General features: G+C 37.3%; 7 protein-coding genes. All 7 read right to left on the reverse strand.

Features of this window, described 5'->3' with window-relative positions; translation table 11 throughout:
* Positions 1–31 precede the first annotated feature (31 nt).
* Positions 32–1,555: a helicase HerA-like domain-containing protein gene (locus tag DESTER_RS00760; RefSeq protein ID WP_013637767.1), complete on the reverse strand. Its 1,524-nt coding sequence runs from the start codon at positions 1,553–1,555 to the stop codon at positions 32–34.
* A 302-nt stretch (positions 1,556–1,857) separates the two neighbouring features.
* On the reverse strand, positions 1,858–3,846 hold the full coding sequence (locus tag DESTER_RS00765; RefSeq protein WP_013637768.1) for a TonB-dependent receptor: 1,989 nt from the start codon (positions 3,844–3,846) through the stop codon (positions 1,858–1,860).
* A 138-nt stretch (positions 3,847–3,984) separates the two neighbouring features.
* Positions 3,985–8,397, reverse strand: a complete 4,413-nt coding sequence (gene rpoC / locus DESTER_RS00770) for a DNA-directed RNA polymerase subunit beta' (RefSeq protein WP_013637769.1) — start codon at positions 8,395–8,397, stop codon at positions 3,985–3,987.
* Between the two features lie 54 nt (positions 8,398–8,451).
* Positions 8,452–12,792 carry a DNA-directed RNA polymerase subunit beta gene (gene rpoB, locus DESTER_RS00775; protein ID WP_013637770.1) on the reverse strand — a complete coding sequence of 1,447 codons (4,341 nt, stop codon included), beginning with the start codon at positions 12,790–12,792 and terminating at the stop codon, positions 8,452–8,454.
* A gap of 137 nt (positions 12,793–12,929) precedes the next feature.
* Positions 12,930–13,307, reverse strand: a complete 378-nt coding sequence (gene rplL, locus DESTER_RS00780) for a 50S ribosomal protein L7/L12 (protein WP_083802004.1) — start codon at positions 13,305–13,307, stop codon at positions 12,930–12,932.
* A gap of 32 nt (positions 13,308–13,339) precedes the next feature.
* Positions 13,340–13,867, reverse strand: coding sequence for a 50S ribosomal protein L10 (rplJ, locus tag DESTER_RS00785; protein WP_013637772.1), 528 nt, complete (start codon positions 13,865–13,867; stop codon positions 13,340–13,342).
* A 189-nt stretch (positions 13,868–14,056) separates the two neighbouring features.
* On the reverse strand, positions 14,057–14,779 hold the full coding sequence (rplA, locus tag DESTER_RS00790) for a 50S ribosomal protein L1 (RefSeq protein ID WP_013637773.1): 723 nt from the start codon (positions 14,777–14,779) through the stop codon (positions 14,057–14,059).
* Positions 14,780–14,847 lie beyond the last annotated feature (68 nt).

Genomic DNA, 14,847 nt, shown 5'->3' on the forward strand with positions numbered 1-14,847 from the left:
TATTAATTTTCAAGGTATTTGGTTCTTATAGTTAAAATTCTGTATCTCCGAGTTCAAGGAAATTGCTTAAATCTTTTTCAGAAATTTGAGTACTTTCTTTATACTTTTTCCATTCACTAACAGCACTTATGTCATTTCCACCTTTCTTTGATCTTGCAAGTTTAATCTTCACAAGTGCAGGAATGGGAATCATTTTTCCCATAATAAGAGCTTCTCCAACATTAAGAGATGGGAGCTGGTCTACAAGATCTGAGCTCAAAGATTCTGAAGCTTGTTGAACGTGCCTTTGATCTCCAGGTTCAACTAATCTAAGAATTATCATGTTGTTAGCCTGAGAAAGAGCATTTGAATCAAGAGCTTTGGGTCTTTGAGTAACTAAACAAAGTCCTAAACCAAATTTTCTTCCTTCCCTTGCAATTCTTGAAATCCAGTATCTTGATTTTGTGTTAATTGTAGATGATGCTAAGATATGAGCTTCTTCTAAAATCATAAAAACTGGAAATTCAAGCCCCCCTGTTTCATTTCTAACATGAGCTTTCCTCTTTTCCAGAATATTCCTTAAAACGTGGCTTACGACAATGTCGGCTATTTTTTCATCAACGTGGGATAGGTCTAGAACGTTGAGTTTTCCAAATTCAATTTGATCAACTATTGGAGTCTGGAGAAGATTAAAAAGATCTGAATAAAATTCTTGCATATCTTCAACTTTGTTTATTACACCTGTTATCGACTTCCAATCTTCTTTGTATGCTTCATCAGTTTTATAGGCTTGGAGCTCCCCTAAAAGCCTTCCCCAAAAGTTTGAAGCTGAAATCTGTCCGTTTTGAATTTCTTCTACTGTTATTTTAAAGGCTCTTCTTAAATATCTATCTTGGATGTAAGCACTATCATCAACGTTGGCAAAGAGTCTGAATTCATGGTAACTTAATCTTGTTGGATTAAGTTCAAGGTCTATTCTTCTTACACACGGTTTTCCATTTCTTTTATAATCAAAATTTACGTATTCTCCATGCATATCAAAAACCAAAATCGTTCCAAACTTATCAAGCATACCCTCAAGGATTACTGAAACTGTATTTGATTTACCTCCACCTGTAACTGCAAGAATTGCAAGGTGTCTACTGACTATACTATCTATATCAATGAAGACATCCACATCTTCTCTTGTAAGTAAATGTCCTATGTGAATTTTTCTATCGTCATTTTTTCCAAATACCTTTTGAAGAGTTTCCTTAGAAGCTCTAAATATGTTTGTTCCCGGTTCTGGAGGAATTCGCGGAATAAACATCTTCTTATCTACATCTCCAAGAAGGGATATTTTTCCCAAAAAGAAAGAGTTTTTACCTATTAATGTTTTAAGGTGTTCAACATCTTCAGGTTCAAGATCTTCAGTTAAAGATTTATTAACTCTCTTTATTTCCTTTACAAATCCTAAAACTTTATAGCCTTCATACTCAAGTTCTACATAATCTCCAAGTTGAATGATTTCTGAACTTATAAAATCAACTTCTCTAGTGGAAGGTTCTCCTATACATACTCCTATTGGTTTGACCATAGAAGCCTCCGATTTAATTGCAAGTGAACTATTCCGCCCTATTGGCCGCAAGAGGATTCCTGCTTCAACGAGGGATAGCTAACACTCTCTTTAGAGAGTGCCCCGCCATTGCCCTCTCCACGAGGCTTTAGTTCGGGTCTCCGCTATAAATATTATAGATATTATAGAACAACCAACGCCTCAACAGTTCGCTCTGTATCTCCTCCCTTACGTAAAGGGACTTAGAGCGTATTTCAAAGTTAAATTTAAAAAAAAGGAGGTCCGAAGACCTCCTAAAGAAGATGGGAAGGTTTAAAAGATGGCTAAAAGAGTGCTTTTATGGAAAGAGAATAGTTTCTTCCTGGCATTTCATAGTTTTCAACGTAGTAATATTTTTTGTCGAAAAGATTGTTTATTTGGAAGTTAAAAGTGATGTTTTTTACAGGAGATATAGAATAAGAGACATCAATAACTCCCAAACCTGGAAGTTTTTCTGTATAGCCATTCCTTTTTGAGTAGAATGTACCTGTCAATTTTAGAGCATCTCTTTTAAGTAAGTTCTTCTTGGTTATTGCTGTTGTTAACTTATGTTTTGGAATTAAAACTGAAGGGTCAGGTGTTTTATCAGGAGTAAATTTAGACTTAGAAGTTTTTGTATCTTGGTAGGAATAAGCAGTATATACTGATAAATTCTCAAGGAGTTTCCAGTTACTACTTATTTCAAGCCCATTAAGCCTGTAGTAATCAAGATTTTCGATTATTCTATCGGGAAATGACTTATTTAAAACATCTTTTGCCGCTTCAAAGTTGCTTACAATGAAGTCTCTTATTTCATATCTATAAATTCTTGCAGTAAGTTTTAAGTTAGGAAACTTCTTTCTAATTCCAACCTCGTAGTCCCAACCTTTTTCTGCTTTTAAGTCGTAATCATAACCTTTACTTTTTATATCTGAATATTCTTTACTGTACCAAAGGATTTCTTCTGCTCTTGGTGGTCTATAGACCCTACCTGTACCAGCAAAAAGTTCTACACTTCCTAATTTTTTGCTTAGGGTCAGAGAGGGAAGAATTTGTGTACCTTTGATGTTTGGCGCATCAGTAATGCTATTGCCTTTCCAGTTTTCCACTCTTAAGCCAGTTTTAATTGTTAACAAAGGTAATTCTTTTTTAAACTCTCCAAAAAGAGCAAATCTTCTTAGTGCATTGTGATTTTTGGCCACAAAAGGTTTTCCATTTTTATCTATTTGACCGTATCCAGAATTTTGAAACTCTATTCCTCCAATTCCTTCTCCATTTAAAATGGAAAGATTTTCGTAAGTTGTTCTAAAGCCATAGGTTCTATCATCTTGACCGTTAAACCTAAGATAAGTTAGTTTTATGCCTGCTGGTGTTTTGAAGAAACCGTAGTATCTTTCTTTTTTGTAACTTTTATTTGTATAAATTGCAAGGTTTAAAAGTCCAATGTCAGTATCTTTTGATAGGGAAACTCCAAATCTATCGGTTGTTCTTTCTATATAGTTTTCACCTTCCTTTTCAATAAGTTTAAGCTTACAGTAAGGGGCACAAGCTAAGCTAAAGTAGGTTTCTTTAACTACAGGATAATCACTATCGTAGTTTGTTTTAGCATTGTTAGGATCATTAAGAACGGGTATTCCGTCTTTTATTCTGTATCTTCCAGCAAAAACTTTTATAACGGTAGAATCTCCTATTAAATGGTAAAAGGTTACTTTTCCATTTTTGCTATCCATGAAGTCGTTTCTTAGATATCCATCGCTTTTCATTCCTCCAAAGGAGAGCTCTATTCCGTTAGTTTCCCAGCTTCCAAGATAATTCACACTGCCTTTAATAGTTCCAAAAGAACCGGTTAGAGAATTAATTTCCAAAGTATTTTTTGTAGGAAATCCTTTTGTTTTAATGATAATATTTCCTCCCGGATTTGAACCGTAAATGACAGAAGGTCCATAGATAACTTCAAGCTTTTTTATTTTCTCAGGGTCTAATGTTGATAGGTCAATGTAAAAGTTACCTCTTATACCAGAACCATTTAAAGGAAATTCATCAAGGTATATGTACACTCTTTCAGGACTAAAGCTTCTAAGAAAGATTTTGTCTCTTGGAGATACAGAACTACTGAGACTTGCAAGATTTAGTCCAGGTAGTAAATCGATATCTTTTTTTAGTGAAAGATATTGAGAAGTTATTTTCTGCTCAGTTTTATCTATTCCTACTGCTGAAGATGCTTCTATTACAACTTCTTGAGCCGTTGCTGGTAGACAAAAGAAAGTTGATAAAAGAAGAATCTTTCTTATCACTTTATTGCTCCCTACTCAAGTAGTATGAAAGTTTTATGTATAAATCATATCAAATATTCTAAAAAAATCAATAGTGAATAACAAATAAAAAAGCCCCGCTTTTAGCGGGGCTTAAAGTTTTTTTTTAAGAATTACAAATTACTGGTTTTCTTTTACTTTTTCACAATAATCCCATGTGACTTTTCTATACTCTTTTCTTCCCGTTCCAGCAGGAATGAGTCTTCCAATGATTACGTTTTCTTTGAGACCTCTTAAGTAATCTTTCTTACCGGCAATAGCAGCTTCTGATAGAACTCTTGTTGTTTCCTGGAAGGAAGCTGCTGAAATGAAGGAATCTGTAGACAGAGCAGCTTTTGTTATACCTGTGAGAACAGGCTTTGCTTTTGGTGGTTTCTTACCTTCTTTAAAGAGTTGCTCTCTAACTTTTTCAAACTCTTCTCTATCAACAACTTCTTCTACTAAGAAGTTACTATCTCCAGAGTCTTCAATTCTAACCTTAGAAAGCATCTTTTTAATAATTACTTCAAAGTGTTTGTCGTTAATATCTACACCTTGAGCTCTATAAACGGATTGAATTTCATCAAGTAAAAATCTTGCAACTGCTCTTTCTCCAAGAATTGCGAGAATGTCGTGAGGATTTAGCTGACCATCTGTGAGAGGCTCTCCCGCCTTAACAAAATCTCCTGTTCTAACGTAAATATACTTTCCTTTTGGAACTTCGTATTCTCTCTTAACTCCTGTTTCAGGATCAAGTATTGTAATCTTTTTCTTGTTCTTTTCAGTCTCTACATACACTTTACCGCTAATTTCTGCAAGGATAGCAGTATCTTTTGGTCTCCTTGCTTCAAAGAGCTCTGCAACCCTTGGAAGACCACCTGTAATGTCCTTTGTACCTCCAATTCTTCGTGGAAGTCTTGCAAGCTGAGCTCCGATTTCAACCTTTTCACCTTCTTTAACCATTATTCTTGCACCAACTGGAAGAGGATAAAAGTCTATAACTTCTCCATTTTCATCAAGAAGTTCTATTGTTGGTTCGTATGGAAGTGTTCTGTATTCAAGAACAACAGGTTCAGTTTCAGAGACGGTAATTCCTGGAAGAATATCTTTGTACTTAACAGTACCATTTCTTAGAGCAAGAATAGGTATAGCGTGTGGATCCCACTCAGCAAGTATTTGACCTTTCTGAACTTTATCACCATCTTTTACTTTGAGAACAGCAGCATATGGAAGGTCATACCTTTCAAGATGCTTTCCGTTCTTTTCATCAACAACAGCAATTTTTCCAGCTCTGTTAATAACTATTATGTTTCCTTCCTTATCCGTAATTGTATTAACATCAAATATTCTTACGATTCCATCGTGCTTAGCTCTGTATTCAGAAGCTTCAGCACCACGCATAGCGATACCACCGATGTGGAAGGTACGCATTGTTAGCTGAGTACCAGGTTCACCAATAGACTGAGCAGCAATGATACCTACCGATTCTCCAATCTGAACCGGTCTTCTTCTTGCAAGGTCTCTTCCGTAGCACTTAGCACAAACGCCAAATGGTGCACGGCATGTGAGAACTGATCTTATTTTTACTGTATCTATTCCAAGATCTTCAATTCTCTCAGCAGTTTCATCTGTAATCTTTTCGTCTTTTTTAACTAGAATTTCACCTGTTACAGGATCAACGATATCTTCAGCAGCATATCTTCCGGCAATTCTCTTAGATAGAGGAATAACTATTTCACCAGCTTCAATAAGAGCAGAAACTTCTATTCCGTCATCACATCCACAGTCTTCCATTGTTACAATGACATCTTGAGCCACATCTGCAAGTCTTCTTGTAAGATATCCCGCATCAGCAGTTTTTAAAGCAGTATCGGCAAGACCTTTTCTTGCACCGTGGGTTGAGATGAAGTATTCAAGAACTGTCAGACCTTCACGGAAGTTTGAAATAATAGGCGTTTCAATAATTTCACCGGAAGGCTTGGCCATAAGACCTCTCATACCGGCAAGCTGTCTAATCTGTGTCTGACTACCACGAGCTCCAGATTGAAGCATCATGAACACAGGGTTGAAAGTACCATCGTTTGGAAGTCTTCCACGAGAATTAAGGTCGTGACTTTTCATGTATTCCATCATGTCTTTTGTTAGCTGTTCTGTTACTCTGGTCCAAATATCAACGATCTTGTTGTAACGTTCGTCTTTGGAAAGGAGACCTTTTCTGTATCCTTCTTCAATTTCAGCAACTTCTTTCTTAGCTTTTTCAATAAGTTCTTTCTTAGAAGGTGGAATATGAAGGTCATCAATAGAAATTGAGAGTCCGCCAAGTGTTGCTTGAATAAATCCAGCTTCTTTGATTCTATCAAGCATATCAACAGTAACTTCATTACCAAGCTTTTTATGTATATCTCCAATAAGCTCGGCGACTGCTTTCTTTGTCATTACTTTATTTACAAATGGATAATTTTCAGGAAGAAGAGTGTTGAATTTAACTCTTCCAACTGTAGTTGTGATTATTTCTGGCTTACCGGATTCTGTTTTATTTTCAGGTATTCTTACCTTGATTTTTGCATGGAGCTCTACTTCTCCAAGGTCAAGAGCTTTAAGAACTTCATCTATGGATGAAAATACTTTTCCTTCTCCTTTCGCTCCACTTTTTTCAAGAGTCATGTAGTAAAGACCTAAAACCATATCCTGAGATGGAACTGCAAGTGGCTTTCCGTGAGCTGGAGAGAGTATGTTTTGTGTAGAGAGCATGAGAGTATAAGCTTCAAGTTGGGCTTCTAAAGAAAGTGGAACGTGGACAGCCATCTGGTCGCCGTCAAAGTCTGCGTTAAACGCAGTACAGACAAGCGGATGGAGCTTAATAGCTTTACCTTCAACAAGAACCGGCTCAAAAGCTTGAATTGAAACTCTGTGAAGTGTTGGAGCACGGTTTAGAAGAACTGGATGCTCTTTAATAACTTCTTCAAGACATTCCCAAACTTCTGGTTCTTGTCTTTCAACCATTTTCTTAGCTTGTTTTACAGTGTTAGCATAACCCTTTTCTTCTAGTCTCCTGTAAATAAATGGCTTGAAGAGTTCAAGTGCCATTACTTTTGGAAGACCGCACTGGTGCATTTTGAGTTCAGGACCTATAACGATAACAGCACGACCTGAGTAATCAACCCTTTTACCAAGAAGGTTCTGTCTAAATCTACCTTGTTTACCTCTTAAAACATCAGATAGAGACTTAAGAGGATGTCCTTTAGAACTCTTTACAGGTCTTCCCCTTCTTCCGTTGTCGATAAGTGTGTCTACTGCTTCTTGGAGCATACGTTTTTCGTTTCTAATAATGATGTCTGGAGCATCAAGCTCTATAAGTCTTTTTAGTCTGTTGTTTCTGTTGATAACTCTTCTATAAAGGTCATTAAGGTCAGAAGTTGCAAATCTTCCACCTTCAAGAGGAACAAGTGGACGGAGTTCTGGTGGAAGAACAGGAAGAACTTCAAGAACCATCCATTCAGGCTTGTTATCGGAATTGAGAAAAGATTCAACTACTCTTAACCTTCTTACAAGCTTTTTAAGCTTCGCTTCTGTTGTGTCTTTTCTTGTAGCTCTTCTTATTTCTTCTTTAAGGAGTTCTTTACTTTGAATTTTTCCTTGTTCAACTAAGAAATCAACATACCAATCAAGAGCTCTTCCACCTTTTTCTACTTCAATGTTTACTTTATCCTTTAAAACTTTGTATTCGTTGTACTCAATTATCTGTCCTTTCTCGAGGTTTGAATCACCTGGGTCTGTAACAACGACAAGGACATTTTTCACAATACCAACAATTGTGTCTTCAGAAAGTCCTGTGTAGTAGGAAAGTGTTTCAACTGCAGTCTTAAATACGTTAGGAAGTCTTTTCTGAAGGTCTGCGTTGATAGAACTAATTTCTCCTGAGTACATTCTTATTTCTTCACGGAGCTCTTCTGCAAGCTCTTCAAGGTCAACTCTTTTTAAGGCTTCTTTTATTCCATCAGCACCAATTCCAACTTCGAAAGCATCTTCTCCAAGTTCTTCTACTTTTTCTCTATACTCCTCTTCTGTAAGAATTTGGAACTTTTTAAGACCTGTTTCTTCTTCATCACCTGGATCTAATACAATGTAGCTTTCAAAGTAAACAACTCTTTCAACTTCTCTAACAGAAAGTCCTAAGAGAGCTCCTATCTTACTTGGAACAGACTTTACGTACCAGATATGTGTACATGGAGCAGCGAGCTCTATGTGTCCAAATCTTTTTCTTCTTTCTTTTGAAAGGGTTACCTCAACTCCACATCTATCACAAACAACACCTGCATATTTTGAACCTCTATACTTTCCACAAAGACATTCCCAATCTCTAATAGGACCAAATATTCTTGCACAGAAAAGGCCATCTCTTTCAGGTTTTAATGTTCTATAGTTTAGAGTTTCAGGAAGCTTTACCTCACCGTGAGACCATTCTCTTATTTTCTCTGGAGAAGCAAGTCCAATTTCTATTGCATCAAAGTCAAAAGTTTTAGGCTCTTCAGAGAAGACAATTTCTTTCTTCACTACTGAATCCTCCTGATGGGGTTTAAATGCCCCCTGGAAACGGGGGCAGAAAGATTATTCTTCCTCTTCAACGTTTTTGATGAACTTAACATCAAGAGCAAGTGCTTTAAGTTCTCTTACAAGAACGTTAAAGGACTCAGGGAGTCCTGGTTCAAATGAATATTTACCTTTAACGATAGCTTCATATACTCTTGATCTACCTTCAACGTCGTCAGACTTAACAGTTAGCATCTCCTGGAGCGTATAGGCAGCGCCGTAAGCTTCAAGCGCCCATACTTCCATCTCACCAAATCTCTGTCCACCAAACTGCGCCTTTCCACCAAGAGGCTGTTGAGTGATGAGAGAGTAAGGACCAGTAGAACGAGCGTGAATTTTATCGTCAGCAAGGTGAATGAGTTTTAGCATGTACATATAACCAACTGTTACATCTTGGTCAAAAGGTTCACCAGTAAGACCGTCGTAAACTTTAAGTCTTCCAGTTTCAGGAAGACCAGCACGTTTTAAGAGTTCTTTGATTTCTTCTTCTTTTGCACCATTAAAGATTGGAGACTCAAACTTTATTCCTTTGCTAAGTTTTTTGGCAACTTCTTTAAGTTCATTATCAGATAGAGAATCAATGAGCTTACTTATTCTTTCGTCGTTGTAGATAGCCTTAATTTCTTCTCTAACTTGCTTGAGTCCAGCTTTCATTAGCTTTTCAATCTTTTCACCAAGAGCTTTTGCAGCAAGTCCAAGGTGAACCTCAAGTATCTGTCCGACGTTCATACGGGATGGAACACCAAGTGGGTTAAGAACTATATCGATAGGTGTACCATCTTCAAGGAATGGCATGTCTTCAACAGGTCTAATCTGGGAAATAACACCTTTGTTACCGTGGCGACCTGACATCTTGTCGCCGATTGTGAGCTTTCTCTTTGTAGCTATGTAAACCTTAACCTTCTTATTAACTCCTGCTGGGAGGTCATGTCCCATTTCAAGAGCAGCTTTTTTCTCTTCATAGATGTTTTCAACAAGAGCGATCTTGTCAACAGCTCTAAGTCTTATCTTCTTGAGTTCTTCAGTTGCTTTTTCATCGTCAATAACAGATGGCTTTCTAAGAGCAAAGAAAACCATTTGCTCTACTTTGTCTTCTGTAATTGTCTCTCCTGCAGAAAGAACAAGGTTTCCAGCTGCATCGTAAACATCTTCCCTAACTTTCTTTCCAAGAATAACCTCAGCAGCCTTTCTGTCTCTATCTTTCTTAATAAGAGCAATCTCCTCTTGTTTTTCTCTTTCAAGTCTTGCTTTTTCTTCAGCTTCTATAAGTTGAGTTCTTGGATCTTTCTTTTCACCTTTTCTTGAAAGTATCTTGACGTCTATTACAACTCCTTCAACACCGTGAGGAACATATAGGGAAGAATCCTTAACTCCCTTAGCTTTTTCACCAAAGATTGCTTGAAGGAGTTTTTCTTCTGGAGTTAATACTTGTTCTCCTTTAGGAGTAACTTTACCAACAAGTATATCTCCAGGTTTAACGTAAGTACCAATTCTTACAATTCCAGATTCATCAAGATTTCTAAGGAGAGATTCAGAAACATTAGGAATATCTCTTGTAATTTCTTCTCTACCAAGTTTTGTTTCTACAGCCTCACACTCAAATTCCTGTATGTGAATAGACGTATAGACATCATCCTTTAAGAGTCTTTCACTAACAAGGATAGCGTCTTCAAAGTTGTAACCTCTCCATGGCATAAAGGCAACAAGTACGTTCTTTCCAAGGGCAAGTTCTCCGTTTTCCATAGAAGGACCATCGGCAATAATCTGTCCCCTCTTAACTCTGTCACCCTTTCTAACAATAGGTCTTTGATTAATACAAGTTTTCTGGTTGGATTTCTGGAACTTCTTGAGTTCATAAACATCAAATCCTGTATCTACAGAAATTCCCCCTTCTTCTATCTCTTCAGGATCAACTCTTACAATAATTTTATCTGCAGTTACGCTCTCTACAATTCCAGATCTTTTAGCAACTACTGCACTACGGCTATAAAGTGCCACTTCTTTTTCCATTCCGGTTCCAACAAATGGTGCCTCTGTCTTAATAAGAGGCACAGCTTGACGCTGCATGTTTGAACCCATGAGGGCACGGTTAGCGTCATCGTGCTCAAGGAATGGAATTAAAGATGAAGAAACAGAGAATACCTGCTTTGGAGAAACGTCCATGAACTGAACTTCTTCTCTCTTTACGAGTTTAAATTCGGCCTTATGCCTTGCCATTACAGTGTCGGCGGCAATGTAGCCGTTTTCATCAACAGGAGCGTTAGCCTGAGCAATTACGTAGTTTTCTTCTTCCTCTGCTGTCATGTAGACTATTTCATCTGTAACTTTTCCGTTTACAACTTTTCTATAAGGCGTTTCAAGGAATCCAAGCCAGTTTATCCTTCCATAAGTTGTTAAGGAGTTAATAAGACCAATGTTTTGACCTTCTGGAGTTTCAATTGGACAGATACGACCGTAATGGGATGGGTGAACGTCACGAACTTCAAATCCAGCTCTCTCTCTTGTAAGACCTCCAGGACCAAGAGCAGATAGTCTTCTCTTATGTGTTGTTTCAGCAAGTGGGTTTGTCTGATCCATAAACTGACAAAGAGAAGTGAGTGTGAAGAATTCCTTAAGTGGATTTAAAGCAGTTCTTGGATTGATTAAGTCTTGTGGCATTACAGAATCAACATCGGCAACGGCAAGTTTTTCCTTTACTGCTTTTTCAAGTTTAAATAGACCTGATTTAAATGCAATTTCTGCAAGCTCTCCAACACCTCTAACTCTTCTATTTCCGAGGTGATCAATGTCATCGTATTCTCTTAAACCTGCGTGAACTTCAAGTAAAGCTTTAACCGCACCTATAATGTCGGCTTTATGAAGAATTCTTCCTGCATCGTCATAATCTGGTTCAACAGGAATCTCTTCTATGTTAAGAGAAGCTAATTTCAAAGCAACTTCGCTATTGATAAGTGTTCCTTTTGGAACAACGATATCTCCTTCTTCGTTATAAATATCTTCAGCTACTCTTAAAGGAGGTAGCCATTCTATCGATTTTAAGTCTTCTTTAGTAAGTTTTGAAAGTTTTTCTTTAGGATAAACTTTCTCGTTTATTTTTGCTCTACCAACTCTTGAAAGGTCATAGTTTTTGGTACTAAAGAACATGCTTTCAAATAGTTTTTTAGCCCCTTCTACAGTAGCAGTATCTCCAGGCCTTACTTTTCTAAAAATTTCAACGTAAGCAGCGATAAGAGGATCGTCTATTTTCTCTCTTACCCTGTCTCTTTTTTCTTTTCTAAGAGTATTAACTATGACTGCACCATAAGGAGTTGCTTTGCTGTGAATTGCTTTAAACTCAGCACCTTCAGGAAGTTTTCTAGAACTTGTAGAAAGTTCTTCGTAAGCTTCTTGTACAATCTCTCCTGTTTCTGGATCTATGACATCACTTACAAGGTAGTAACCTGTAAGTTCTTCTTGTGTTTTGATTTCTCCTGTTTTAATATTTACAACTTCTCCATTTTCTACTTTTACAACTTCTCCATTTTCTACTTTGAAAGTTTCGATAGCATCGCCGTAGAAAAGATTGAGGATTTCTTCATCAGTTCTTATTCCAAAAGCTCTTAATAGATAAGTTCCAATAAATCTTCTTTTTCTATCTATCTTAGCATAGAGAATTTCGTTGTAGGGAATTTCAAATTCAAGCCATGATCCCATTGCAGGGATTATGCTTGCAATATCAATAATTCTTGCAACTTGAGTTGTTTTTGATACTTCACTTTTAAAGAAAAGTCCTGGGGATCTATGAAGCTGACTAACAACTACCTTTTCGGTTCCATTTATGATAAAAGTTCCCCTTTCTGTCATAAGGGGAATTTCACCAAAGTACATTTTGTTTTCTTTAATAATTGGAGCTATTTTTTCTCCTGTTTTTGGATCTTTTTGCCATATATGGAGCTCAAAAAGAACTCTTAAAGGTGCGCTATAGTCAATACCTCTTTCTTTACATTCATCTGGAGAATATTTTGGTCTAAATACTACTTCCATTCCACACTTTGGACATACAACTCCCTTTCCGCCGAGCCCTTGAAACTTTCCACACTTACAATACCAATCTCCTATTTCATAACCTTTATAATGAATCTCAACTCCTGAAGATTCGTCAACGATGGGAAAAGCCTGTCTGAAAGCAGATTCAAGACCAACATTTTCTCTTTTATCTGGAGCTTTGTTTAACTGTAAGAATCTTTCATAAGATTCAAATGGAAATTGGAGTAGATCTGGAATAGGGAATGTCTCTTTTCTCTTTGCAAAACTTTTTCTTGGAAGAGAGGTTATTTTTTTAGTTTCTACGGAAGGGGCTGCTTTTTGGATTTTTCCCATACTGACCTCTTCTCTAAGGATTATTTTGGGTTCAAAGGAACTTAAAAATTACCTATTCCTCAAATGCGATAAGGGAGACTACCCCATTGGCAGTCTCCCAGCAGAAATTATATACCTTTAGGATAAACTTTCAAGAGTTACTTAACTTCTACTTCAGCACCAGCTTCTTCAAGTTTCTTCTTAATTTCTTCAGCTTCTTCTTTAGAAACACCTTCCTTAACTGGCTTTGGAGCATTGTCTACAAGTTCCTTAGCTTCCTTAAGACCTAATCCTGTAACTTCTCTTACAACTTTAATAACGTTGATTTTCTTAGCACCTGGAGACTTAAGAATAACATCAAATTCTGTCTTTTCTTCAGCAGCAGCACCTGCAGCAGCACCTGGAGCAGCAACAGCACCTGCAGCAACTACAGGCATATCAGATACGTCAAACTCTTCCTTGATAGCGTTGATGAGGTCAACAAGCTCAAGAACTGTCATGTTTTTGATAGCTTCGATGATTTGTTCTTTTGTGATTTCTGCCATTTCTTTAAACCTCCTTTTTTACTTTATGCTGATTCTTTTTCAGCTTTAACATTTTCAAGAACTGTAACAAGCTTTTGGAATAGATTGTCAAGAGACCATGCAACAGCATTAACAGGATACTTAAGAGTAAATGCGAGCTGACCAAGGAGTTCTTCTCTTCCAGGAAGAGAAGCAAGTTGTTTGATCATTTCAACATCAGCAACTTTTCCTTCTACAACAGCTGCTTTAAACTTAAGCTTGGAGTCTTTTTCCTCAAAGAACTCCTTAAGAGCTTTTGCAGCTGCTACTATGTCATCAAAGGCAAAAACAATTCCAGTTGGTCCAGTAAAAGCATCTTTAATTTGCTCTACAGGTGTGCCTGGATAAGCATACCTCATAAGAGTATTCTTAACAACTTTGTATTCTGCTCCTACTTCTTTAAGAGACCTTCTAAGTTTGTTGCTTTCTGCAACTGTCATTCCGTCAAAATTTGTAAGAATAACAAGAGAAGCTTTTTCAAACTTCTCTTTAAGTTCTTTTACTATCTGTTCTTTAGCTTTTCTCGTTTTCAAAGGAGTTACCTCCTAAATAATTAATTTCCGGCGGGAGTGTAGAGGGAAGGGCATAGTGGAGGGAGAGAAAAATTACGCTCTCTGGTCTCAGTAGGCTGCCTTTTTCAGGCATTTAAGCTATGCACCTACCCTCTACGACCACCGCAAACTGCAACGGTAATTCTATTCAAAATTCTTTTATTGTCAACCTTATTCTGCTGATTGAGCTCTGTTTATTGCATCAAAAATGTCAACCTTAACACCAGGATCCATTGTAGCTGAAACAGCAATGCTCTTTACATACTGCCCTTTAGCTCCTGATGGTTTGACAGCTAAAATAGCCTTTAAAAGAGCAACTGCGTTTTCAAGAAGCTTTTGTTCATCAAAGGATACTTTTCCTATTGGAGCATGGACAATACCAGCTTTTTCAACTTTAAAGTCTACCTTACCGCTTTTAGCCTCTTTAACTGCCTTTGCAATATCAAAAGTTACAGTACCTGTTTTAGGGTTAGGCATAAGACCTCTTGGACCTAAAATCCTTCCGAGCCTTCCCACCTTACTCATCATGTCTGGAGTAGCAATTAAAATATCAAAATCTAGCCATCCTTGCTGAATCTTCTGTATAAGATCATCTCCACCGACAAAATCTGCTCCTGCTTCCTGAGCTTCTTGAAGCTTTTCACCTTGAGCTATTACTGCAACTTTTCTTTCTTTACCAAGACCGTGAGGTAAAACAACACTACCCCTTACCATTTGATCTTGGTATTTTGGATCAACGTTGAGCCTTACTGCCATCTCTACTGTTTGATCAAAGTTTCTCTTTGTCACATCAGCCATTTTCTTTACAAGGCCGATAGCTTCATCAAGTGGATAAAGTTTGCCCCTTTCAATAAGGGCTAGAGCGTTCATATACTTCTTTCCGTGCTTTGGCATTTTCTCCTCCTATCGGCACAGTTTTCTCAAAATGCCTCCCACCGCTCGGTGGTTAGTTAATTGGTTGA

The organism is Desulfurobacterium thermolithotrophum DSM 11699 (assembly GCF_000191045.1).
GTDB classification, from domain to species: domain Bacteria; phylum Aquificota; class Aquificia; order Desulfurobacteriales; family Desulfurobacteriaceae; genus Desulfurobacterium; species Desulfurobacterium thermolithotrophum.

Coding starts and splice junctions, on each gene's coding strand:
- DESTER_RS00760 (WP_013637767.1), bottom strand. CDS start 1,555: ATGGTCAAACCAATAGGAGTATGTATAGGAGAACCTTCCACTAGAGAA.
- rpoB (WP_013637770.1), bottom strand. CDS start 12,792: ATGGGAAAAATCCAAAAAGCAGCCCCTTCCGTAGAAACTAAAAAAATA.
- rplA (WP_013637773.1), bottom strand. CDS start 14,779: ATGCCAAAGCACGGAAAGAAGTATATGAACGCTCTAGCCCTTATTGAA.